21 protein-coding genes, 2 tRNA genes and 2 rRNA genes (1 of these 25 cut by a window edge) are annotated in these 23,932 nt (G+C 42.5%); 11 read left to right on the top strand and 14 right to left on the bottom strand.

What is annotated here, in order from left to right:
- From ABM313_RS19345 to ABM313_RS19325, 5 genes are all read right to left on the bottom strand, one after another.
- Nucleotides 1-571 (bottom strand): 23S ribosomal RNA (locus ABM313_RS19345) (it extends 2,251 nt beyond the left edge of the window).
- A gap of 179 nt (nt 572-750) precedes the next feature.
- Nucleotides 751-826, bottom strand: a tRNA-Ala gene (locus tag ABM313_RS19340).
- 52 nt (nt 827-878) lie between these two features.
- Nucleotides 879-952: transfer RNA gene (locus tag ABM313_RS19335), tRNA-Ile, on the bottom strand.
- Nucleotides 953-1,081: 129 nt separating this feature from the next.
- Nucleotides 1,082-2,565, bottom strand: a 16S ribosomal RNA gene (locus ABM313_RS19330).
- The 16S and 23S rRNA genes sit together here with 2 tRNA genes alongside, the layout of an rRNA operon.
- 419 nt (nt 2,566-2,984) lie before the next feature.
- Complete coding sequence (locus ABM313_RS19325; RefSeq protein WP_434684776.1) at nt 2,985-4,649, bottom strand: DUF1565 domain-containing protein; 1,665 nt, start codon at nt 4,647-4,649, stop codon at nt 2,985-2,987.
- 172 nt (nt 4,650-4,821) lie between these two features.
- On the opposite strand from ABM313_RS19325, the gene ABM313_RS19320 reads away from it, so the two are divergent.
- Complete coding sequence (locus tag ABM313_RS19320) at nt 4,822-5,130, top strand: DUF5340 family protein (protein WP_434684775.1); 309 nt, start codon at nt 4,822-4,824, stop codon at nt 5,128-5,130.
- Nucleotides 5,131-5,422: 292 nt separating this feature from the next.
- Nucleotides 5,423-6,865, top strand: coding sequence for a carotenoid oxygenase family protein (locus ABM313_RS19315; protein ID WP_434684773.1), 1,443 nt, complete (start codon nt 5,423-5,425; stop codon nt 6,863-6,865).
- Between the two features lie 27 nt (nt 6,866-6,892).
- Here the strand turns inward: ABM313_RS19315 and ABM313_RS19310 are convergent, their stop codons facing one another.
- Entirely contained in the window at nt 6,893-7,294 is a 402-nt protein-coding gene (locus ABM313_RS19310; protein ID WP_434684771.1) for a DUF1824 family protein, read from the bottom strand.
- 34 nt (nt 7,295-7,328) lie between these two features.
- On the opposite strand from ABM313_RS19310, the gene ABM313_RS19305 reads away from it, so the two are divergent.
- The 3 genes from ABM313_RS19305 to grxD all read left to right on the top strand — a co-directional run bounded on the left by ABM313_RS19305 (nt 7,329) and on the right by grxD (nt 9,530).
- Entirely contained in the window at nt 7,329-7,940 is a 612-nt protein-coding gene (locus ABM313_RS19305; protein WP_434684770.1) for a DUF3318 domain-containing protein, read from the top strand.
- Between the two features lie 179 nt (nt 7,941-8,119).
- Entirely contained in the window at nt 8,120-9,145 is a 1,026-nt protein-coding gene (locus ABM313_RS19300; protein WP_434684769.1) for a late competence development ComFB family protein, read from the top strand.
- A 58-nt stretch (nt 9,146-9,203) separates the two neighbouring features.
- The gene (gene grxD, locus ABM313_RS19295) at nt 9,204-9,530 is read left to right on the top strand and encodes a Grx4 family monothiol glutaredoxin (RefSeq protein ID WP_434684768.1); all 327 of its coding nucleotides are present in this window, start codon (nt 9,204-9,206) and stop codon (nt 9,528-9,530) included.
- Nucleotides 9,531-9,555: 25 nt separating this feature from the next.
- Here grxD and ABM313_RS19290 read toward each other — a convergent pair whose 3' ends face one another.
- The 7 genes from ABM313_RS19290 to ABM313_RS19260 all read right to left on the bottom strand — a co-directional run bounded on the left by ABM313_RS19290 (nt 9,556) and on the right by ABM313_RS19260 (nt 15,081).
- Complete coding sequence (locus tag ABM313_RS19290) at nt 9,556-10,848, bottom strand: MFS transporter (RefSeq protein WP_434684767.1); 1,293 nt, start codon at nt 10,846-10,848, stop codon at nt 9,556-9,558.
- A 135-nt stretch (nt 10,849-10,983) separates the two neighbouring features.
- A complete protein-coding gene (locus ABM313_RS19285) occupies nt 10,984-12,219 on the bottom strand; it encodes an FtsW/RodA/SpoVE family cell cycle protein (RefSeq protein WP_434684766.1) in 1,236 nt (411 codons plus the stop codon).
- A gap of 178 nt (nt 12,220-12,397) precedes the next feature.
- Nucleotides 12,398-12,889, bottom strand: coding sequence for an ureidoglycolate lyase (locus ABM313_RS19280; RefSeq protein ID WP_434684765.1), 492 nt, complete (start codon nt 12,887-12,889; stop codon nt 12,398-12,400).
- Nucleotides 12,890-12,904: 15 nt separating this feature from the next.
- Complete coding sequence (locus ABM313_RS19275; protein ID WP_434684763.1) at nt 12,905-13,156, bottom strand: DUF2283 domain-containing protein; 252 nt, start codon at nt 13,154-13,156, stop codon at nt 12,905-12,907.
- Nucleotides 13,153-13,404 carry a DUF4258 domain-containing protein gene (locus tag ABM313_RS19270; protein WP_434684762.1) on the bottom strand — a complete coding sequence of 84 codons (252 nt, stop codon included), beginning with the start codon at nt 13,402-13,404 and terminating at the stop codon, nt 13,153-13,155. The genes ABM313_RS19275 and ABM313_RS19270 overlap by 4 nt, the downstream gene beginning before the upstream one ends.
- Nucleotides 13,405-13,501: 97 nt before the next feature.
- Nucleotides 13,502-13,831, bottom strand: a complete 330-nt coding sequence (locus ABM313_RS19265; protein WP_434684761.1) for a hypothetical protein — start codon at nt 13,829-13,831, stop codon at nt 13,502-13,504.
- A 29-nt stretch (nt 13,832-13,860) separates the two neighbouring features.
- Entirely contained in the window at nt 13,861-15,081 is a 1,221-nt protein-coding gene (locus tag ABM313_RS19260; RefSeq protein WP_434684760.1) for a UbiH/UbiF/VisC/COQ6 family ubiquinone biosynthesis hydroxylase, read from the bottom strand.
- Between the two features lie 518 nt (nt 15,082-15,599).
- On the opposite strand from ABM313_RS19260, the gene ppc reads away from it, so the two are divergent.
- The 3 genes from ppc to ABM313_RS19245 all read left to right on the top strand — a co-directional run bounded on the left by ppc (nt 15,600) and on the right by ABM313_RS19245 (nt 20,666).
- On the top strand, nt 15,600-18,527 hold the full coding sequence (ppc, locus tag ABM313_RS19255) for a phosphoenolpyruvate carboxylase (RefSeq protein WP_434684759.1): 2,928 nt from the start codon (nt 15,600-15,602) through the stop codon (nt 18,525-18,527).
- A gap of 112 nt (nt 18,528-18,639) precedes the next feature.
- Nucleotides 18,640-19,686, top strand: a complete 1,047-nt coding sequence (locus tag ABM313_RS19250) for a Gfo/Idh/MocA family oxidoreductase (RefSeq protein ID WP_434684758.1) — start codon at nt 18,640-18,642, stop codon at nt 19,684-19,686.
- A gap of 479 nt (nt 19,687-20,165) precedes the next feature.
- The gene (locus tag ABM313_RS19245) at nt 20,166-20,666 is read left to right on the top strand and encodes a porin family protein (RefSeq protein ID WP_434684757.1); all 501 of its coding nucleotides are present in this window, start codon (nt 20,166-20,168) and stop codon (nt 20,664-20,666) included.
- A gap of 70 nt (nt 20,667-20,736) precedes the next feature.
- On the opposite strand, the gene ABM313_RS19240 is transcribed toward ABM313_RS19245, so the two are convergent.
- Nucleotides 20,737-21,087 (bottom strand): DUF6464 family protein, encoded by a 351-nt coding sequence (locus tag ABM313_RS19240; RefSeq protein WP_190579141.1) that lies wholly within the window; start codon nt 21,085-21,087, stop codon nt 20,737-20,739.
- A 254-nt stretch (nt 21,088-21,341) separates the two neighbouring features.
- Here ABM313_RS19240 and ABM313_RS19235 point away from each other — a divergent pair, with 254 nt between their 5' ends.
- From ABM313_RS19235 to ABM313_RS19225, 3 genes are all read left to right on the top strand, one after another.
- Nucleotides 21,342-22,322 carry a peptidoglycan recognition protein family protein gene (locus tag ABM313_RS19235; RefSeq protein ID WP_434684756.1) on the top strand — a complete coding sequence of 327 codons (981 nt, stop codon included), beginning with the start codon at nt 21,342-21,344 and terminating at the stop codon, nt 22,320-22,322.
- 677 nt (nt 22,323-22,999) lie between these two features.
- Nucleotides 23,000-23,374: a hypothetical protein gene (locus tag ABM313_RS19230; protein WP_434684755.1), complete on the top strand. Its 375-nt coding sequence runs from the start codon at nt 23,000-23,002 to the stop codon at nt 23,372-23,374.
- Nucleotides 23,367-23,882, top strand: a complete 516-nt coding sequence (locus ABM313_RS19225; protein WP_434684754.1) for a hypothetical protein — start codon at nt 23,367-23,369, stop codon at nt 23,880-23,882. The genes ABM313_RS19230 and ABM313_RS19225 overlap by 8 nt, the downstream gene beginning before the upstream one ends.
- The last annotated feature ends 50 nt before the right edge of the window (nt 23,883-23,932 follow it).

Below are 23,932 nucleotides of genomic sequence, written 5' to 3'. Positions count from 1 at the left end.
TAATCGACCTCCCATTGCTTGTAAGCTCACGGTTTCATGTTCTATTTCACTCCCCTTCCGGGGTTCTTTTCACCTTTCCCTCGCGGTACTGGTTCACTATCGGTCACAAGTGAGTATTTAGCCTTACGAGGTGGTCCTCGCGAATTCACACGGAATTTCTCGTGTACCGTGCTACTCAGGATTCAGCTTGCCAACTTTGATTTTTAATTACGAGGCTTTCACTCTCTTTGGCGTGTCATTCCAAACACTTCATCTAGTCTCTGTTGTACAGTGTTGCTGTCCTATAACCCCAGTCGGTCATGCCAACTGGTTTGGGCTGGTTCCCGTTCGCTCGCCGCTACTTAGGAAATCATTGTTTATTTTCTCTTCCTTCAGCTACTAAGATGTTTCAATTCGCTGAGTTCGCTCTTTCCCGTCTATTTTATTCAACGGGCAGTATTTAGGGTTGCCCCATTCGGAAACCTGCGGATCAGGGCTTGCTTCCAGCTCCCCGCAGCTTATCGTAGGTAACCACGTCCTTCATCGCCTTCTTGTGCCTAGGTATCCACCGTGAGCCCTTTGTAGCTTGACCTCTGTGTTTCCACTTTGGATCTACTTGCTTCTTATTACTATTACTATGCAGTTTTCAAGGTTCTTTCTAAATTCTTCGCTTTCGCTAGAATTTAGCAGTCTCTCTAGTTGCTAGGTCTTCCCTGACTAGATGAGTTGCTAAACTCTTGCTCTCGCTTTTGTTGGTCTTTGTTAGTAGTTTGGTGGAGATAAGGAGATTCGAACTCCTGACTTCCTGCGTGCAAAGCAGGCGCTCTACCAACTGAGCTATATCCCCAGAGTTAACTATTGCTTTTGGCTTTTTTGCCTCTAGCTTTTAGCTTCTCAAGTGGGCCATACTGGACACGAACCAGTGACCTCACCCTTATCAGGGGTGCGCTCTAACCAACTGAGCTAATGGCCCTTTATGTTAGCCAAATTTAGAACCTGACTTAGTTTGAAAGCTTTCCAATAAATCTCGAACGACCTTGGGATGACTTACATCTGACCTAATTCTGTATTGGTTCAGTCTAGATGTAAATAGGTCTCCCTATAAGGAGGTGATCCAGCCGCACCTTCCGGTACGGCTACCTTGTTACGACTTCACCCCAGTCACCAGCCCTGCCTTAGGCGCCTCCCTCCCTTGCGGGTTGAGATAACGACTTCGGGCGTGACCAGCTTCCATGGTGTGACGGGCGGTGTGTACAAGGCCCGGGAACGTATTCACCGCAGTATGCTGACCTGCGATTACTAGCGATTCCGCCTTCATGCAGGCGAGTTGCAGCCTGCAATCTGAACTAAGACCGGGTTTATGAGATTAGCTTGCACTCGCGTGCTTGCGACTCTTTGTCCCGGCCATTGTAGTACGTGTGTAGCCCAAGGCGTAAGGGGCATGATGACTTGACGTCATCCCCACCTTCCTCCGGTTTGTCACCGGCAGTCTCTCTAGAGTGCCCAACTTAATGATGGCAACTAAAAACGAGGGTTGCGCTCGTTGCGGGACTTAACCCAACATCTCACGACACGAGCTGACGACAGCCATGCACCACCTGTGTTCGTGCTCCCGAAGGCACTCCTCCCTTTCAGGAGGATTCACGACATGTCAAGCCTTGGTAAGGTTCTTCGCGTTGCATCGAATTAAACACATACTCCACCGCTTGTGCGGGCCCCCGTCAATTCCTTTGAGTTTCAATCTTGCGACCGTACTCCCCAGGCGGGGTACTTAACGCGTTAGCTACGGCACTGACCGGGTCGATACGGCCAACACCTAGTACCCATCGTTTACGGCTAGGACTACTGGGGTATCTAATCCCATTCGCTCCCCTAGCTTTCGTACTTCAGCGTCAGTTGAGATCCAGCAGGACGCTTTCGCCACTGGTGTTCTTCCAGATATCTACGCATTTCACCGCTACACCTGGAATTCCTCCTGCCCTATCTCTCTCTAGTCTAACAGTTTCCATTGCCGATCCAAGGTTGAGCCTCGGGCTTTGACAACAGACTTATTAAACAGCCTACGTACGCTTTACGCCCAATAATTCCGGATAACGCTTGCATCCTCCGTCTTACCGCGGCTGCTGGCACGGAGTTAGCCGATGCTTATTCGTTAGGTACCGTCATTATCTTCCCTAACAAAAGAGGTTTACAACCCACAGGCCTTCGTCCCTCACGCGGTATTGCTCCGTCAGGCTTTCGCCCATTGCGGAAAATTCCCCACTGCTGCCTCCCGTAGGAGTCTGGGCCGTGTCTCAGTCCCAGTGTGACTGGTCATCCTCTCAGACCAGTTATCGATCGTCGCCATGGTAGGCCGTTACCCCACCATCTAGCTAATCGAACGCAAGCTCATCTACAGGCATTAAAACTTTCACCCGAAGGCATATCCGGTATTAGCAGTCATTTCTAACTGTTGTCCCGAACCTATAGGTAGATTCTTACGCGTTACTCACCCGTCCGCCACTAAGTCCGAAGACTTCGTTCGACTTGCATGTGTTAAGCATACCGCCAGCGTTCATCCTGAGCCAGGATCAAACTCTCCATGGTGTCTTTATACTTTCAGAATTCCTTCCTACTTTTCTAAAGCCTTTTTTCCTTTCGGATGGGTTTGACTTTTTTAAGCTTTTCGCTTATCCTGTCGGATAGCTGGTTATCTTTCAATAATCCAGTCTTTATTCTTTTGACGAGGTTTATTGGTTTCCTAAAGCTTTCAAACTATTTGGTTGTCTAGGTTCTTAGCGCTTTTCTTTTGTCGGGTTCGCTTCGCTTTCGCTCGTCTCTCCCTTCAGCGCTTTATTAAGTTAGCAAGGTTAAATCGCTTTGTCAACCCTTTTTTAGAATTTTGTTTTCTACCTTGTCCAAGCTAAAAGCCTAAAAACCTTATGAGTTAAAGCTTTTAGCTATAAAATATTTTTTGTTTTTTCTTATTGGGGATAGGTCTAAAGTTTTTATTAGGTGGATTGGGGTTATTGAACGACAATGTAGGGTGAAGAAGTCGCTTGTATCTGCCCCGATCGCACGAGAGCTTGGTAGATGAAAGCGGCAACTTCGGCTCTAGTTGCAGACTTATTAGGATTTAAGAGTTTTAGATTGGGATAATTGACAACCATACGGTTCTCAGTTGCAGCCGCTACACTGTTGCGAGCGTAGGCAGGGATAGTAGTTGCATCTGAATAAAGTTGCAAGGTTGTATTAGCAGGTTTAGTTGGTGCATAACCTAAGCCGTTAGCCAAAGAAACGAGAATTTGCACACGGGAAATATTTTCGTTGGGGCGGAATGTAGTGGCAGAATAGCCAGACATAAATCCTGTGGTGTAGGCTTTTTGAATAGCGGTAGCAGCCCAAAAGTTTGAGGCAACATCAGCGAAAGTTACATTGCTGCGCTTAATGGGCTTATTCATTGCTTGACTTAGCAATGCGGCAAATTGCGCCCTTGTTACAGGATCATTGGGGCGAAAATTACCATCAGGGAAGCCTTTAATGATATTTCTGGAGGCTAGCTCTTGGATAAAAGTTTGCGCCCAATAGTTGTTAGGAACATCTTTGAAGGCAACTTGAGCTGTAGGCGTAGTGGGGGTGGATGGTGATGTAATTGGTGAGGTTGGCTGGACTAGATCAACTGAGCCTTGAACACGCTTAGGATCAACTTGGTTGCCGATCGCTACAACGGTGACTCCAGAGGCATTGTTGATGTCAGTTTGTTTATTGTTTTGAAAAATATTTTGACCAGGATTTGAGGTTGTACCAAGATCGACAGTAGGTTGCCCTCTGCGATCTTTCAAAATTACTAATCCGTTTTCTTGGTTGTTGGCAATGAGATTATTGCGAAATGAGGGCATAGATAGATTCGAGACAACAATGCCACCTCGGTTATTGACGATGCGATTAGAGACTACAGCGACTTTGGAATTTTGACCGATCGCTAGTCCAAAGCCCGTGTTATCAAAGGTGTTGGACTGGATTAGCCCTGTGCTTGTCCCAAGTGCGGAGAGTCCATTAGCCCCATTTTTAGTAAAAATGTTGTTGCTGATATTTGCAGAAGTTGCACCTGTGAGGAACACACCGTCATGAGTAGAATTAGCAAACGTATTGTTAGTAATAGTGACGTTTTGAGCAGATTCCAGCCAAAGAGCATAACCTCTGGGATTCTTATTGGTGAGGGTAATACCTTCAATGCGAGAACCACTTGCTGCAAGTACAGCGATATTTTGCTGGGCAAAGGTAGGGCTAACGAAGCGATTGCCCCCTGAAACAATGATTTCTTGACCTTGATTAGTAGGATTGCCACGCAAAGTCACACCTGCGGGAATGATGAGAGGAAATTTTTCACCCGTTTCGGCTGAGTAAGTCCCAGAGGCTAGCTGAATGATTGCACCACTTTGAAGATTTTTATTGAGTGCGGCTGTTAGCGATCGCAGTGGCTGATCAGCCGAGAGCCCTGAGTTACCATCTGAACCGTTAGGGGAAACAAAGACAATGACATTGGCTTGGGCAACTTGCAGCGTGGTTGGTAAAGTTGTGTTAGCTGTGTTGGTATTTTGGGCGATCACAGACTCAGTTAATGTGACAATTTGAGATAGTCCAAAAGTAAAAAGAAATGCAAGTCTCAGAGATGTCCTTGAAAGTGACATAAATTTATCCTCTACAATTTATTTAAGTCTCAAATTTTTAAGTCTTGGATATGTCGAGCTTGACGCGAAGTACCTCAAATAGTTTCTTGAGGGCTTTGTATAATAGCTCCCAAAACTCCAACTAAATATACAGCCAAGTTTTAATTTTGGTTTTGCATCGATCGAGGTATTTGTGAGTTCACTTCCTGTTCCGTCCCATATCCATTATGAGCTTTTACTTCAGTTGCTGGAACGTCAGACATTACCAGCATTACACTCTGAAATGAAGCAACCGCATATGGCAACAAAGATGAATGTTTCTAGAGAGCATCTTCAGGCAGCCATTATTAATCTCCGTAAGGCTTTTGCTTTACAAAAGCAGGTTGAAGATCTATGCGAGTATCACGGTATTCAAGTTTCCTATCGTTGGTCACTGAGTGAGTCAGAGCAAGAGATGGGGAAATCATTAAAAGAAATTTCTAATCCACCGAAAGATTCATAGCCAGTTCGCCCAATCCCCAAAGGATAAGACATAGTTTTGCGATGTCTTATCCTTTGGGGATTGGGTTTGATAGCTGTCGCCATTCTTGTTAGGACATAAAACCCAAATAATGTGAGGCGGCGCTTCGCGCCGCCTCACATTATTTGGGTTTTGATTTGTTCTGATACAGATGGCTATAGCTCTAAAAGCTATAAAACACAAAATATCTACGTTATTTTGGGTTTTGGTTATAAGCCTAGATCGTAATTGTGACGAAATTGTTACAATAGAGAAAACTTATTTATAAATATTTATGGTTCAGACTGCATCACCTACTTTTTCGCGTGAAGATTGGCAAAAGGGATATGAGTCGCTGCGTACTGAAGATGCTTATTGGATCGATGAGATCGAGGGACAGATTCCTCTAGAACTAGAGGGAACTTTATTTCGGAATGGACCTGGACAGCTTGATATTAACGGGCAGAAATATGGACATCCCTTTGATGGCGATGGCATGGTCTGCGCGATCGCCTTTAAAGATGGCAAAGCACATTTCACAAATCAATTCGTAAAAACGCCTGAGTTTATTGCTGAGCAGAAAGCAGGCAAAATTTTATATCGGGGCGTGTTTGGCACGCAAAAGGCTGGGGGATGGCTGAGTAATATATTTGATTTGCGAAATAAAAATGTTGCCAATACAAATGTGGTGTATCAGGGCGGCAAGTTACTGGCTTTGTGGGAAGCAGCACGTCCCTATTCACTTAATCCTCAAAGTTTAGATACTTTGGGGCAAGAAACTTTTGACGGGAAGTTAGCGGCGGGACAAGTCTTTACAGCGCATCCTCGACGAGATGATCGCACGGGTGATTTATGGGGCTTTGGGGTGCAACCAGGACCAAAGTCTAAGATTTCGATCTATCGGGTCACAAATCAGGGCGAGTTATCAACGGAATCACAGGTTAAGGTTTCAGGATTTTGTTTCTTGCATGATTTTGCCTATACGCCAAACTATCGGATTTTTATGCAAAATCCTGTGTCCTTTAAGCCTTTACCCTTTATGTTGGGCTTGGCGACAGCAGGGGAATGTATAGAGTTAAAGCCAAATTCTCCCAGTCAATTTTTGCTGATTGATCGCCAAGGCAATTTACAAACCATTGAAACTGATCCTTGTTTCGTGTTTCATCATTGCAATGCCTATGAAGAGGGTGACGAAATTATTGTGGATTCAGTTTGTTATCCTGACTATCCCAAGTTGGAACCAAATACCGATTTCCACGAAATTGATTTTGATAAGGTAATTGCAGGACAGCTATGGCGATTTACGATTAATCCGAAACTTGGCATAGTGAAACGAGAACTGATTTTAGAGCGCTCCTGTGAGTTTCCTGTAGTGCATCCCCGTTGCATGGGACAGAAATATCGTTACGCCTATATCGGCGCGATCGCCAAGGAATCTGGTAATGCGCCTTTACAAGCGATCGCCAAAGTCGATATGCAAACGGGCAAGCAAGAATTTCATAGTTTTGCGCCACGCGGTTTCATTAGTGAGCCGATTTTTGTACCACGAGATCGCAGTAGCAATAGTGCTGAGGACGCTGGCTGGGTGCTAACTTTAATTTTTGATGCCGCACATAACCGTTCAGATTTAGTAGTACTAGATGCTCAAAATATTTCTGGTAACCCGCTGGCAACCTTACATTTAAAACATCATGTACCTTATGGCTTGCATGGTAGTTTTACTCACGAAGTCTTTTAAAAAAAGCGGCTCTAAGAGCCGCTTTTTTTAGAAAAGATCTAAAGGAAAATGTCCGTGGGTTCCGCTATAACCATCAGTGAAATCTGTATGCAAAGATATCAATACACCACGGTACGTACCTTTGTAGTTATCTAAATGATAGCGACGACTGCGAGGATTGTACTTCAGATAAACACCATCAGTAATTGCAGATAAGTCCGCTTCAGGTAACTCGTAGCGAAAATGAGCAGCATAATTTTGGAGAGCTTGCAAAGCTTCTGCTGTAGTGTCAGCACAGATCCCAAAAATGTGATAATCGGCTTGTTTGGTTAAGTAATCTAAGGCTTCACGAATTTGCGACCGCCGCTCAATAGTTGCTGATGCCACATCTAAGTCGCTTAGTTCCCAGAGAATGCGCTCAGCATCGGCGACGGTTAGATTATTGCTCATGGGTTTCTAAGTTAAGGAGGAGCTAAATTATATTATGAACATTAACGAAGAAATTGCTCGCTTGCGTGATCTCTTGCCTGCATCTTGGCGAATGACCACATCAATTAAGTCAAAGCCAGAGCAGACTGAGCTTATCTCAAGTTCACAGATATTTCCTTGGCAGAAAGGAACAAGAATAGATATAAATTTTCGGTTATGGCGACAACTACCTGAAGCCCAAAGAGATTTATTACTCTTATACGAAATAAGCTGGAGACAACAGACAAAATGGTTACAAATAGGAACCTATCAGGGTGTAGCTGCAATGTCTTTAGTGGGAGGAATTGTTGAAGCAGCACAGGGAGATGTTACAGGAATCGCGATCGCCATACTACTAGGGACTATTGGCATAAATCAGATTTTACGTAAAAACAAAAGCTCACAAATTCAAACACAAGCTGATGGAGAAGCCATTGAAGTTGCCCAAAAACGTGGTTATGGTGAAGCCGAAGCAGCTAGAGCATTACTTGATGCTATTCCTGCGGCGGCAAAGCTAACAGGACGCAATACTCCTGACTTTACAGAGTTAATCCGTTGTCAAAATTTACGGGCGATTGCAGGGCTATCAAAAACTACTATTCCTGAAACAAGCATTAACGATTTCTAGATACTACCTTCCCTAACAAAATGGGTTGTGAGACACAACCCATTTTGGATTGCTATAGTACTGAAAAATAAAATTATTAATCCCAAACATAAAATCAATTTTGTGCTAATATTTATACCTTTATAAGCTTAATTTATGCTGTACTCAGCACATCCAATCCTCAAAATAGAAGATTTCTTATGAGTAGTTGTAGAAATGCGCTAGAAGAATTGGTAATCGAAGAAGCAGAGGCTCAGTACAAACGCTTAGGTGCTGACGTAAAAAAGCGCGTCGATCTTAGTGAAGTAATCGCTTATACCCTCAACCGCTTACCACCAATGTATGCAACTACTCAACGCGGCTGGGTACAACAGCGCAAAAAGGCTGATCAAGAACTAGGTGCAGCGATCGCCAAAACTGTACGCAATGGATTTCTAAGTACACAGAGCGATGTCTTAAGGCAAAATGATCCGATACCTGATCATGAACTGATCAGTCAAGCGCGATCGCTTTTTAAGTTACGCAAATTATTTAGTAAAGACTATCTCAAGTGGAAAGATGTTCCTGAGGTTGTTAGAGATGCTTTAGATTCAGGATATTATCAGAGTCTTGCCAATGGCACATATGTAAGTCTAGATAGACGTAATTCTCTTTTAGCTCGTAGCTACGCAGTGCGGCGAAAAACAACGACGATTCTGTCCAACGCATCTTCTAATAAGGTATCCAAAACTGAGAAAGATATCTCAGCCGAAATTAAAGACTTTGAGTCTTATATGTCGGGAACTATTTATCGATATAGCAATATTCTTGAAAGTCTTGTGACTGCGATCGTTGAGCGTCGAGTTAATCGACTTGATGAAGTAGTTCAGAAAAAAATCAATATTGATGATGTGGCAGCTTACGTTCTTAATCGCTTACCACCAATGTATGCCACTAGTCGTCGCGGATTACAAAATTTGCGGCAACGAGTTAAGTCTGAAATGACAAGCCAAATTATCAGCATCGTCAAGGAAGCTCTGAATAGAGTTGTTCAAGCACCAGAGCGCTCTTTGTCTCCTCTACCTTTTGAGAAGTTCAATATTGAGCTAGAAGATGCTTTAGTCCAATTACGAGAACTGCTCAAGAGGGATGATGTTACATGGAGAAATGTTGCTGAAATTGTTGAAGAATGCTTAAGATCACCTAGATCTGATTATCCAGTTTGGCGAGCAAAGCACGATGTTTAAAAACGATTGCTATAGTAGCAATAGTAAATTTATTCTCAGTTGAATCAAATTAATTAATATGCTTAGCCCTATTTTGCAAACCAAGATTGAGAGCCAGATCAGCAACAATAAAATCATGCTCTACATTAAAGGCACTGCTCAACAACCTCAATGTGGTTTTTCAGCAGCAGTCGTGCAGGTTTTTAATACACTGGGGCAGCCTTACGAAACTGAAAATATCCTTGAAGATGGCGAATTACGCCAAGGTTTAAAGGAATTCTCCAGTTGGCCAACTTTTCCTCAAGTTTATATCGATGGTGAGTTTGTCGGTGGCTGCGACATTGTGATGGAACTGAATAATCGCGGTGAACTAGCTAAAATCGTCCAAGAAGCGGTTAGTAAATAAAAAAGGGGCGCGAAGCGCCCCTTTTTTATAGAACATTTGATAATGCTTTCTTGGTTCGTTTCCAAGCCCAAGAGCCAAGCCCAAATACAATCAGACTAAAAACAATTAACACTATTTGAAAACCAATTTGTTGCTTGCCACCATTGTGGACACCAAATACACCTGTTAAAAAATCTAAAGAAACTGCAATCACCGCAAGGGGCAAACTAGCAGCTATATTTTCGCCATTATTCAATAAGCCAAAGACCTTACCGCGCATATTTTCAGGAGTATGTTCTTGAATCGCCGTTCGCATGGGAATTACGATTAAGGAACCATTAATACCAATGAAACCACCAATCAGCCAAGCAACCCATTGATTAGTCACAAAGGCAAACATTAATAAGCCGATCGCCATCCCAATAAAACCAATGAATGGTAGAGGTCGATGGGTAAACTTTTTACCGAATTTCCCTAGGATCAGCGCCCCGATCGCTAAACCCACACCAACTGCTGCCACAAAAGAGCCAAATTCTTCACGATTACCTGTAACCACTTCAGAGAGGTTAAGTGACAGTTTTTGCATAGCTCCCAAAACCGCATATAACAGTACTAACTGCAACATTGCCCCACCAATTAGGTGATTGTGACGCACATATTGAAAAGCATCTCTTAAATCAGTAAATATTCCTGATCCTACTTTTTTAGGATGGATAACCTCATCTTTGGGTAAAGCAAATAGAAAAATACCCGATATGACGTAGAGGCTTCCTAGTAAAACTTCACGACTATATGCTCTCGCTTCAGGAAAAAGCCCTAGAGTAAATCCAAGTAGTGGTGCACCGATCGCAAATCCCACAATTAAGGAACCTACTTCTGTAACTGTAAATAGGGCATTAGCAGGAAAAAGATCGCTTTTGGGAACAACTAAGGCGATCGCTGATTGTTCGGCAGGTGCAAAAATGTTGGTAAAAGTGGAAATAATGAAGGTAATCAGCAGCAATATTGGTAAAGTACGTGGTGCAAATGGGATAGAAAAAAGACAAGCTGCACGCAGAAAGTTGCATAAAATCAATACCTCACGCTTGGGATTCCAATCCACAAAAATCCCTGCGATCGACCCCAAAAATACCGCAGGCAAGGTCATCGCAATCATGATTGATGATTCTCTGGTATTCACGTCACTGCCACCATCAGCAACAGCAAGGGCAATCAGCAAAATCAGGACAACTTTATCGACTAACTGAGCCAATATTTGGGCGAGCCACAATGCCAAAAATTGACGATTACGCAAAACTGCTAAATAGCCAGCAGTTGGATTTAGATCGGGTTGAGACATCAATTAAAGTAGCTAAAGTAGCATTCAGATCAACATTGTATAGCGATACGAAAGGCGGCGCGAACCGCCGCCTTTCATGATTTTGATTACGAGATATAATTTAAAACAGTCTGTAAGAGAGGGAGTTAAATATATTCATGAGAATTGCCTCCTTGATGTCCCCAATTTTTCCTGACGTTTGGAATCGAGATCATGGCGATCGCTTTTCCCCCTAGCAAATGGGATCACATCTGCCGCTGACATTTCTCTAGCTGACCGAATTAGCAGCCCTGCAATAAATAAACAAGACAGTGTCGAACTACCACCATAACTTAAAAAAGGAAAAGGCAGTCCCGTTGTTGGCAAAACACCCGTAGCCACGCCCACATTTAAAATTGATTGCACCACAATCAAAGAAGTTGAACCAAGAGCAATCAAGCGAATTACGGGATCTTTACATTTGTAAGTCACAGACAAACCTATCGTGCCGTAAATCATCACTAGCAATAGCAGACAAATCCCCCCAAACAAACCAAATTCTTCAGCAAAAATCGCAAAAATAAAGTCGGTATATTGAATCGGCAAAAAGAGCTTTTGCTGAGACAAGCCAAATCCAGTTCCCCACAAACCGCCAGATCCGATCGCCATTAGACTCTGCACCAATTGATAGCCATCTCCTGCTTGATCTTGCCAAGGATCAAGAAATGACATAATTCGCCGCCGTTGATATTCCCGAAATGAGACACTAGCTACAGCAACACATGTACCTAAAGCCGCAGTCCCAAGAAGTTGGAGGTTTGGCAGTCCTGCGCCTAAAGCAATCAACCACAGCGTAATCCCACAAAGAGCCGTCACACTCAAGCTAGGCTGCATCAAAATACCGCCTAGAACCAATAAAAACACCAACAGCCATCCAATCCTTGCTTTCCAAGGTGTACGATTCCAATTTCCAAAAAGTTGAGCTGCTTGCAAAATCAGAAAAGGCTTGATTAACTCTGAGGGTTGTAATAGAAATGAGCTTGATCCCACCGATAACCATCTTGTCGCAGCGTTGCGCGTTGTCCCTAATCCTGGGATATGTGTCGCATACAACAATGCCAAAATAATAAACAAAAATATTGGACTAATTTTGAGCATGAACTTTAATGGCAAATGCACGATCGCATTAAAGATCAATAAGCCAATCACAGCCCAAGCTAATTGATATTTGAAATATAGCGTGCCGTCTTTAAAAGCAAGATCGGCAACGGGATAGGATGCCGAAAAAAGAACTGCTAGTCCAGCAAATAGCCATAAAAAAGTCAGCCAGCGCAGGAGACGGGCTTCTGTTGCCCATTTATCGACAGTGCGATCAAAAAATGGAAATACCTGAAAAATCTGAAGGAGTTTCACGGGTTAAAGTGGGGACTTAGGGGTTTTGATTGCTAAAGCTACAAAATAGCTTGCAAGATTTTTGTTGCGGTTTTCGTGATGCTATTTTAACCACGATTTTTCGCGATCGCTGAAAACAAAAAATTATTTCTTGCAATTACTGAAAGAGAGAGATGGCGCAAAGCACCACCTTTCTCTTTTATACATGCAACTCAAAACTCAAGTTATAAAGTTTGCGTAAATTACAGACCTCATAATCATTGATATTCGTGTCATGTAATTCCAAATTATAAAAATCAATAAATTCTTCTGCAAAAAGAGGTCCCGCGTGCCAAGTGCCAGCATTGAGTTTGATGAAACAATTGCCTGTAATCCGAAATGCAGCAATTTGTTCTAAATTAATTTGCTCAGGTGCTGATGCGGGGGCAACCGCTATAAACCATTCCTTACCGCCAAGGGAACCAAGACATTGAGTACATTGCTGATGCCGCGCCAAGCTCTGAAATTTCAGACCAACTTTGCGAAGGTGCATGATATAAAAACGCGGAATCCCTGCCAAAGATAGCTGTGCATCCTTCTCATCAAATTGCTTACCATCGTCAGTGGGAAAAATTACTTGACCATAGGACTGAAAGTTTTCAGGCGTAATTAATTGCGGAGTTAACTGAGTCAGTAAATTTGCGATCGCCATATTCAAACTTCCTACCTAAAAAGCGAGTGCAAAAATACTAAATAACTCCTTAAGATTTTGCTTGTCTTGCTCATCGAAGGGAAAAATGATGTTTTTAATTTGAGTGGGAGATCTTTGCTTAATGCTTAAAATTTCCACACCAACTACCTTGTTTTGTTCATCAAAGTCACAAATAACCCCATCAGCTACTTCTTCTGACTCTACAACGTCCGTTTCTCGCATACGAATGTAAGCAGCATTAGCGATCGGGTCATATTCAACTCTCATAATTTCCCTCGCATTTTTCGATCAAAATATACTGAGACAACTTTATTAGGGGTGACTTTCACATTATAAATGACCCGCAAAACCCTATTGTCGTAATCAGTAATGGTTAACAGAGCATGTCGCAAATCAGGATCTTTAGAGTCTAATTCAACTTTTTGAGGTGCGCGTAAAGTCATCTCAATCCAATTCAAGGATATTTGGCGATCGCTAATCCTTAATTTTGCGTGTTCAGTTAGCTCAAAATCCACGAGAAATTTTTAAATTTTGTGATGCGAATATGCGTAGCTTCAGGGTTTATTTCCCATAGACAATATCTAACAATATCTAAATTATCTAATTTTTTATTTAAGCCTGCTTGAGATTCAAAGCTTCAATCATGATCCGAATATTTTCAGCTTGAATTTTCACGGTTTCCGCTTGCAGTTGAGCCGAAATTGCATAGCGATCAGCAGTTGCACTTTGCTGTTTAGTGACTTCCTTAAGTTCATGTAACTCATCTTTTATATCCACCACATCAAGGGCAACCACATCACGCTGGGTGTAAAGATGCTCAATCAGACTATCAAGCCTACTATTATTAGCGCGTAACTCCTGTCTCAATGCTTGAGACTCTTCGGCGAGAGCAATCAAAGCACTCTCTACACGATCCAGTCTATTGTTTATTTCTTGAGTCATTTTTAGCTCCCTTGGCTCATAACTCAATTCTATACCTGATGTAAGCCCATCATGAAATACATCAAAATGCGCTTGAGAGGCGATATTTGCAGTAGCAACAAACCAAAGCGGCGTAAGACTTTGAAGAACCAATTGTGGTTAGAAAAGAGGATGTTAGAGATATGTGTCAGCAAAATTACGCCGAGGTTATCCCATTTGCGTTTGGATTCGTAACGCTTTAAAACTGCAATCGCTCCTAGATCTTCCTGATTTTGATGAGCCGCCTTTAACACCTTAGCTAAAGCATTGACATCACGAATACCGAGATTCATGCCCTGACCTGCGATCGGGTGCGTGGTATGCGCCGCATCACCAATCAAGGCTAAACGAGGCTGAATATATGTCTGGCTATGCATCCAACGTGGCACATAATTGGCGCGTTCATGGGAAATTACTTTAATCTTGCCGAGCTTTTCCATGAGGGGATGACCAAAGCGCTTGGTTAACTCTTGGAGAAATGTCGATTCATCGAGGGCAAGCAGATGAGGCGTTTCCTCAGTAGTAGCAGTCCAGACGATACAAGCGCGATCGCTACCGAGTGGCAGAATCGCAAAAGGACCACTGGGCTGAAATCTTTCATGGGCAAAATTTTGATGGGGCTTTTCTGATTGAATCGTAGTGACGATGCAGGTTTGCGCGTATGGGCGTTGCTCGATCGCGATATTGGCTAATTGACGTACTAGCGATCGCCCACCATCGGCTCCCACTAATAATTTTGTTTCAAGGTACTGGTCTCCAATATCTGAACTTATTTTTACACGCATGACCTTGCGATCTGTGACCTCCTCAATATCTAAAATTTTGGCAGGGCAAATTAATTCTAAATTTTGGCATTCCCGCGCAAATTCCCAGAGCGAAGCCAAAGTCACCGAATTTTCGACTATGTAACCCAATGCTTCTTGCCCCATATCTTCGCGCCGCAATTGCACCTGATAGGGCAAATCACCTTCTGAGACTTGGATCACGTGCATCGGCGTAACTCCACGACGCTGCATCCCACCCCAAACACCTATATTTTGCCAAATCTGGCTCGATCCATAGGCGATCGCACTGGCGCGACCGTCGGCAGTAAATTCTCCACGCAAGAAATTACCATTAGCTTCAATAATTCCCACTTTAAGCGGACGATCGGCAGGACAATTTTTATCGCCTAGCGCACAGGCTAAACTTGCGCCCACCATTCCCGCACCCACAATCAACACGTCAAACATTAGTTAAGCAGTTTTTAAAATTGTTTTTACTATATTTCTCATTATCGTCACTTTGTAAAGAAATATTGCAAAAACAAATATATTTTTAACGTTATAGCTGTCGCCATTCTTGTTAGGACATAAAACCCAAATAGTGTGAGGCGGCGCTTCGCGCCGCCTCACACTATTTGGGTTTTGATTTGTTCTGATACAGGTGACTATAGCTATAGTTTGTGTGAAGCACTCTAAATTATTCTCAAGCCCAACTCCATACCTTAATGAATATTAAGCAAAAGTCATGCAGATTACTAGCAAAAACCGCTACAACTAACAAACTAGTGGACTGGTATGGTATAGAAAACAATAGAGATTTTACGCTTGATTCCTACATAAGATTTCAGACTCTGTAACTACAGTAGTTAACAACTTTGTTAAATACAGTTCAATACGACAGTTATTAATTGCTAATTGAGTGACAGAAGAGTAGGTCTTAAGGTGGGAAGATTTTGGACTAAAAAGAAAATTTTGGAGAAAGTTGGATGAGTTCCCCAGCAGCACTGTCAGCATCATTGGTACAGATAGTCAATATAGAGAGCGATCTGCGTGCCGCTAATTCTCGTTTGCGATATCGTCTAAAGCTGGTTGAGGATCTGTGGGAATCAGTCTTATTAAGAGAAAGCGGTCAAGAGTTAGTCGATCTATTGCGCCAACTGCGAGCGATGTGTTCTCCAGAAGGGCAAGCCCCTGAGTATCCTGCTCAAGAAGTTTTAAAGGTGGTCGAAAGCCTTGACTTGCATCAAGCAACTACCGCCGCCCGCGCCTTTGCTTTGTTTTTTCAGTTAATCAATATTGTTGAGCAAGACCACGAACAGGAGCAAACCAGTATATATAGGGTTAGCCCGATTAATAGCGAAACTGAATATCCTGTGGGTACATTTCGTTGGCTATTTCCTGAATTGAAGAAATTAAATGTGCCACCACGACAGATCCAAAAGATCTTAGATAATTTAGACATTCGCCTCGTATTTACGGCTCACCCCACTGAAATTGTGCGGCATACTATTCGCGAAAAGCAACGCACGATCGCCAAAATGCTCAAGGAGTTAGATCGACTGATCGGCTTTAAGGGTGATGAATTAGCCCCACAGGCGATCGCCTTAAACTGGGAAGCTGCCTCACTGCAAGAGCAAATCGCTGAAGAAATTCGGCTCTGGTGGCGTACTGATGAGCTAAACCAAATCAAACCTACAGTTCTAGACGAAGCTGACTATACACTCCACTATTTTGAAGAGGTCTTATTTGATGCGATCCCCGTACTTTACGATCGCATTGCATCGGCAGTTTCTAGCACTTTCCCAAAATTAAAGCTACCTCGCTACGATTTTTGTAAGTTTGGCTCGTGGGTAGGGAGCGATCGTGATGGCAACCCCTATGTCACCCCTGAAGTCACATGGCAAACTGCCTGCTACCAACGTAATCTCGTATTAAATAAATACATTAAGTCCGTTGAGCATCTCAGCCGTTTACTGTCACTATCACAAAGTCTCAGCGATGTTTCCCAAGACTTGCTAGATTCTCTCGGTGATGACCAAATTCATTTACCAGAGGTTTATGAAAAATATTCGATCAAATTCCGCCAAGAGCCTTATCGCCTCAAATTAGCCTATGTCAAAAAAAGGCTCGAACGTACCCGCGATCGCAACCAAAAACTGCGTCATAGTGGTTGGCAAGCCTCAGAAATGGAGCTATCCACACAGGGTCAGGAACATCAGCTTTATACCCATGTTTCCGAATTCCTTACTGAGCTAAAGCTAATCCAAGCAAGTTTAATCGAAACTAAACTCAACCCCAAACCCCTCGAAAACCTGATCCGTCAAGTCGATGTCTATGGATTTCATCTTGCCCATCTTGATATTCGGCAAGAAAGTACCCAACATAGCAATACGATCGCCGAAATCGCCGAAACATTGCAACTCTTGCCTAACCCCTACGACGACCTCACCGAATCCGAAAAAGTAGAATGGCTGACTCAAGAGTTAAAAACTCGCCGTCCGATGATTCCTGCCAAGTTAAACTTCAGTGCGAAGACAAACGAAATTATTGAGACATTTCGGATGGTGGCTAAAGTTCAACAAGAATTTTCCGTTGATATTTGCAATAACTACGTGATCAGTATGAATCGTAGTGTCAGCGATATTCTCGAAGTATTGCTATTGGCTAAAGAAGCGGGACTTTACGATCCAGCGACGGGCAAAGGGTCACTCAGTATTGCGCCTTTATTTGAGACGGTAGAGGACTTGCAAAGCGCCCCACCGATCATGACCGAATTATTCGAGCTACCTCTTTATCGCGCTTATCTAGAAAGCCATGATCATCTCCAAGAGGTAATGTTGGGTTATTCCGATAGCAATAAAGATTCTGGCTTCTTAAGCAGCAATTGGGAAATTTATAAAGCGCAGCGTGCTTTACAAGATGTTTGCCAAAAATATCAAGTCGATCTCCGCATGTTTCATGGGCGTGGCGGCTCGGTTGGTCGTGGTGGTGGTCCAACCTATGAGGCGATTTTGGCGCAACCAGGACGCAGCATCGAGGGACGAATCAAGATTACCGAGCAGGGGGAAGTCCTTGCCTCCAAATATTCGTTACCCGAAATTGCCCTTTACAATTTAGAGACGATCGCTACTGCGGTGATTCAAGCGGCGCTATTACCTAGCAGTACTGATACTCTTGATTGTTGGCTGGATACGATGGAGGGCATTGCCGTGCGATCGCGTCAAGTGTATCGCCAGTTAATTTACGAGCAACCCAATCTAGTCGAATTTTTTCATCAAGTCACACCGATCGAAGAAATCAGCCAGTTACAAATTAGTTCGCGTCCCGCTAGACGTGCAGGCAAACGCGATCTTGCAAGTCTTCGAGCTATTCCTTGGGTGTTTAGTTGGACACAGAGCCGATTTTTGTTGCCATCTTGGTATGGCATTGGTGCAGCCCTTGAGGAATTTCTCCAACAAAATCCTGAGGGTCATCTATCACTGTTGCAATATTTTTATAGCAAATGGCCCTTCTTTAAGACTGCAATCTCCCGTGTGGAGATGACTCTCGCCAAAACGGATTTGCAGATCGCACATCACTACATGAGGGAGCTAACCAGAGACGGCTTTGAAGAAGCTTTTGTAGACGTATTTGCGGAAATTCTTGCCGAGTATCAACGCACTCGCACAGTGATCAAAGCAATCACTGGTCAAAAACAAATGCTGGATAGCGATCGCGATTTACAGCGATCAGTACAGTTACGAAATGGGTCAATTGTACCTCTTGGCTTCATCCAAGCATCTTTGCTCAAACGTCTGCGCCAACACCGTCCTGACACTGTCGATCTGCGATCGCGCTATTCTAAAAATGAATTGTTGCGTGGTGCATTACTCACGATCAATGGCATTGCCGCAGGGATGAGAAATACAGGCTAACTATAGAAAGCGCCCTAGCCTAGGGTGCTTTCTATTTAGAACGCAAAGCGCTATACATCCATGTTACGATTTTGGACAAACTGAGCGTGTTTACTGAGCGTGTGTGAGGAGTATGAGCCCCAATCGTAATTTCCACGATCCCATAAGGGTTGGTGTTATAGGTATCGGTAATATGGGGCAGCATCATGCAAGGGTGCTCAGCTTACTCAAAGATGCAGAGCTTGTTGGAGTTTCTGACGTAAGTATAGAGCGTGGACGCGATACTGCTAGCAAGCATCGTGTGCTTTTCTTTGAAGATTACCGAGATCTTTTACCTCTGGTTGATGCCGTCTGTATCGCAGTTCCCACAAGGTTACATTATGATGTCGGCACAACTTGTCTCAAAGCAGGCGTTCATGTCCTGATCGAAAAGCCGATCGCTGCCACCATTGAAGAAGCCGAATCCCTAGTTAAAACTGCCACTGAACAAAATCGCATTCTCCAAGTTGGACATATCGAACGTTTTAATCCTGCGTTTCAAGAGCTGAGCAAAGTTTTAAAACATGAGACGATTTTGGCGATCGAAGCTGATCGCATGAGTCCCTATTCACAAAGAGCAAATGATGTATCGGTCGTATTTGATCTGATGATCCACGATATCGATATTATTTTAGAGTTAGTTCCCTCAACAATTGTGCGTGTTTCAGCTCATGGTAATCGAGTTTCTCCTGAGTCTGAATATCTTGACTATGTAACAGCCACAATTGGTTTTGAAAATGGTGTGATTGCCACACTTACTTCTAGCAAAGTTACACACCGCAAAAAACGCAAAATTACAGCCCATTGCACTAACTCACTCACCGAATCGGATTTCCTGAATAACGAGATTTTGATTTATCGTCAAACGACAGCTAACTGGACAACTGATTATGGTCAAGTCCTTTATCGTCAAGATGGATTTATTGAAAAAGTTTATACCAGCAATATTGAGCCACTACACGCGGAGCTAGAACATTTTGTTGCCTGTGTGCGCGATAAAGCTCAGCCATCCGTTGGTGGCGATCAAGCTTTAAAGACTTTGCGTCTGGCAAGTTTAATTGAGCAAACGGCTCTCGATGGTCAAGTTTGGCGTAGTTGTGATTTGCAACTACGAGAAATAGCTACTGCTGCAACCTGTTAAAAGTGTAGGGGCAATTCATGAATTGCCCCTACACTTTTAACAGCTATAGCCACCTGTATTAGGACAATAGTGTGAGGCGGCGCGAAACACCGCCTCACACTATTTGGGTTTTATAGCTATAGTCACAAATCAAAACCCAAGAAGCGAGTAGCGGCGCGAAGCACTGCCGCTCGTCTTCTAGTTTTGTGTCCTAACAAGAATGGCGACAGCTATATGTCCTAACCAGCTTTCTGTTTTGCATGATTCCCAAAAAGATAGGAGATACTTTGTATCTCCTATCTTTTTGAGCGAAGTTTCTTAGATATGGGTCACCCATTAGCATGATTGTAGAGAGATAGAATCTCTTCAAAAGAGTAGAAACCCTTTCAGAACAAGGGTTTCTACTCTTTTTAGTACTAAGGGAACTATGGGAACAATGCCCATTCTCTCCAGTCAAAAGAGTCATATCAAACAGCAAACCAATGCAGGAACTCCAAATCATGAAATCCCTTACAAAAATCTCTTTAGGACTTGCGATCGCTACTTCTGTTATTACCTCCTTTAGCGCGATCGCCTCAGCCGAGGAAGTAAAATCACCTGGTAGCTATTTAGGTGCTGGTATCTCCCTCCAAAGCTTTGCTACAAATCCTTCAGTAGTTGGCGCAAACTTAGCAGGTCGCTATAAATTTGACGGTGTGCCAATTTCGGCTAGAAGTTCTGTTCTCTTTGGTAATGGTGGAACTTCTGTTGTACCTACTGTTTCCTATGATTTGCCCGTAGGCGATCGCACTAATGTTTATCTTGGTGCTGGTGCATCGTTTAAAGTTGGTGGAGATAGCAGTTTGACAGGTAATCAAACTTCCTTCGCTTTGCAACCTGGGGTAGAAGTCAGCCTTAACAAGCGTGTTCTGCTTTATAGCAACGCTGTAATTCCATTTAATGGTCAAAGCAATGGCTCCGCAGGCACTTCACTCCAAGCAGGTGTAGGCGTTCAATTCTAAAGAATGCAAGGTGCAATTTGCCTATGGCAAATTGCACCTATAAAAAAGGAGTCGCTAAGCGACTCCTTTTTTATGCTTCCCAAAAGCGACAACCTTGACATGGACCATTGGGATTGACAGCACAACGCATTATCTCTGAGCCAGCGTTATATCGACAATTACTATCCCCTAAAACCCAACGCCCATTGATTAAGCTTCTCTCCAAATTTTCTGGAGCAGTTTGTACATAAACTAAAACTCTAAATAAGTTGTATTTACCTCTACGAAACTGATATCGATGGCGACGTTCTAAGACTGTATAAGTTTGACCTTCCAAATCAATATAGTCACCTGGTTGAGGCATCCAGTCTAGATATATTTTGCCCAAAGTGCTTTCAGGATGGAGAGTACGAACCTCTGTCGGCACTGTCAATATTTCCATAGAGTTTAGTTGTTTAAGTGCAAAAATTGGCGATCGCCTAATTTTGGAACGTGAAGATATCTATCTCATCATATAGTGATCTCCAGTCTCACACCACTATTCATGAAAGTAAAAACCCAAATAAATAAAGGCGGCGCTTCGCGCCGCCTTTATTTATTTGGGTTTTATGTCCTAAGCAACACTTTCAATATAAATATTGTGGTTTGTTTAATTACCAAATAGATTTATGTTAGACCCAAACTCTAAAACCGACTATGCAATTTAAAAGATTAATAGCGATCGCCTTCTTTTTTCTGACCCTGATAATATTAATTATCTATGCTGAGCCAGCTAAAACTAAGGTGATCGCTGATGCAAAGTTTATAGAACCTAGCCAGAAAGTTACCCAGCAAAATACGCCATCAAAGCTAAAACAAAATTTCCAAAATATTAATTTTTCACCAGAAGTAAATCTATCATCTCCAGTAGTAGGCTGTGAACTACAACCACCCGCAAATCCCCCCAGTCCGTCATTACCTGCAAAGCTAACTTCCATTGCGATTACTTTGGATAGATTTCGGAAGCCCCTACCACCCCCTGAATCTAAACAAAATCAGAATCCTGAGACTAATAATACTCCTTCTCCAAAATCTCTAAACTATAGTCCTAGAGAAATTATTGCGTTGGCGGCGGCTTCCAATTATGGCGAACGCTATCTCAAAGATCTCTCAGGTAATCCTGCAAATCTCCCACCCATTATTGTCCTGCATGAAACTGTTGGCTCTGCTAATAGCGTCATTAACTTTTTTCAAGAATTCCATACCGATGAAGATAACCAGGCTAGTTATCATACGTTAATTGCGATCGATGGAACGATTATCTATTTTGTGCCACCAGATAAACGCGCCTTTGGAGCAGGAAATTCTGTTTTTGTAAGTTCCTTAGGTAAAGAAGCAATCCAGACTAATCCACGCTATCCCAGTTCTGTAAATAACTTCGCCTATCACATTTCTCTAGAAACTCCTCAGGATGGAATGCATAATGGTTATACCCATAGCGGATATACAGAAGCTCAGTATCAGTCTCTAGCATGGTTAGTTGCTAAGACTGATGTGCCGTTAGAACGCATTACTACCCACAAAATTGTCGATCGCTCTGGCTCACGTATCGATCCTCGCAGTTTCAATTTTAATCTTTTCCAAAAGTTACTCAGTACCTATCCCAGAGTCAAAGAAATTTCCATTGGCTGTTCATAAACACTTTAGAATCCCAAATTAAAGAGGCGGTGCAAAGCACCGCCTCTTTAATTTAAAAAGTATCTGCTAATGCGCCGACACAGCGATCGCAAATATGGGGATGCTCAACCGACACAATCAACTCAACACTAAATCAACAAGGCGGCTTCATCTTTATTTCATTTTCTTGGGTTTGCCTTAAAGCACTTTTTTCTTATTTTATAAGGGTTTCAGCGAGTAAAAGTTACTAATTTGGTTTTGCATTAAAGCACTTTTACGCCCAAAGAAACATACACACACATTGACTTTTAAAAATACCTACGATCACACCAACATAGCGATCGCTATAGATGCTCAATATGAGTGATCAAAGTAATCTCATTGATTAAAACTGTTTCAGCATAAATATCTCAAAACTTCATCTCGTATTATCTATCAGCAATTCTCATTATGAAATCAGTTTTTACAATGAGAATTGCTGATTATCTGTCTAGCGTCCACTATCAAACATAAATTTATGTATAGCAATCCTAAATGGTTTGTGGAAGGACACCCCGATGGGGTGTCCTTCCACAAACCAAAAAAATCCACAAATGATATAGAACTGCTATATAATAAATTTAAAGCCTGCGTCTCAAGGGCTTAAAATTCTGGGAGTGCCTTTTGTGGGGATTTTATCTAGAAAATAGATTGTCACTATGGCACAAAGCGAACTTAATTTGAATCCTTCAGTAATTGATTTATACAGAGCAGTTGGTGTAGAAGAGTTAGAGGACATAAAATTATGTGGAAAATTTAGACCACATCCTCTTGGTCGTTCAATGGAGTCAAAATGGTTTTTAAAGAGCTTTGAAGATGCTAAGAAATGGGGTGAAGTTTTCTATTTTGACAAAGAAAATATTGATATATTCTATGTTGTGAAAGCCAGTATTACCTCTAATGTTGCAACAACAATGTTTCATGCTAAGAATATAGATAATATTGGTGATGGAGTATCCATTTACGAAGAGTTTTTAGATCAACTAAAACCACTTAATTCATGGCAAATCAAGAGGCAAAAAAATAATGTCTAGAAATAAAGACCAATCAAGAAATTTTGCAACAGTTTCACTTAGTTGGTTAAAGGCTGAACAGGGTGGCAGGAAAAGACCTATTGGCACTGCTGACTATGCTGCTACAGCATACTTTACAGAAGAAAATGTACAGCTATTCAGTATCATTTTGCATTTTCCAGCGAAGATAGAAAGTGGTCTAAGACTTCCAACTCGTACTGATATTGCTGAAATGAATTTTCTTATATCCGATCTCGTTGCCCCTCAACTTGAGGAAGGTATGAGGTTTCATGTTACAGAAGGAGGTAGGGTAGTAGCTAATGGAGAAGTTTTATCTGTCAAGCATATAACTAGAATGACAGCTTTATCTCGTAAGCTAAAAGACTCGTCACAGAGGAAAAGAGGTAGAGTTTCGCTAATAGAAGTAAAGAGAAATAGGTTGACTCACCCAGCCCTAACGAAGGTTATTGCCAGTAAGAATATAGATCAAGATATTTCTATTGAGTATGAAGAGTTTCCAATTTCGTGAATGTTACTAAACTTGCAAAAGATTTTGTAACATTTGCTATAAAAAATACT

Origin of the sequence: Pseudanabaena minima str. Chao 2107, from assembly GCF_051131155.1 — a bacterium.
GTDB lineage: Bacteria > Cyanobacteriota > Cyanobacteriia > Pseudanabaenales > Pseudanabaenaceae > Pseudanabaena > Pseudanabaena minima.
This window is presented reverse-complemented; position numbering and strand designations above follow the sequence as displayed.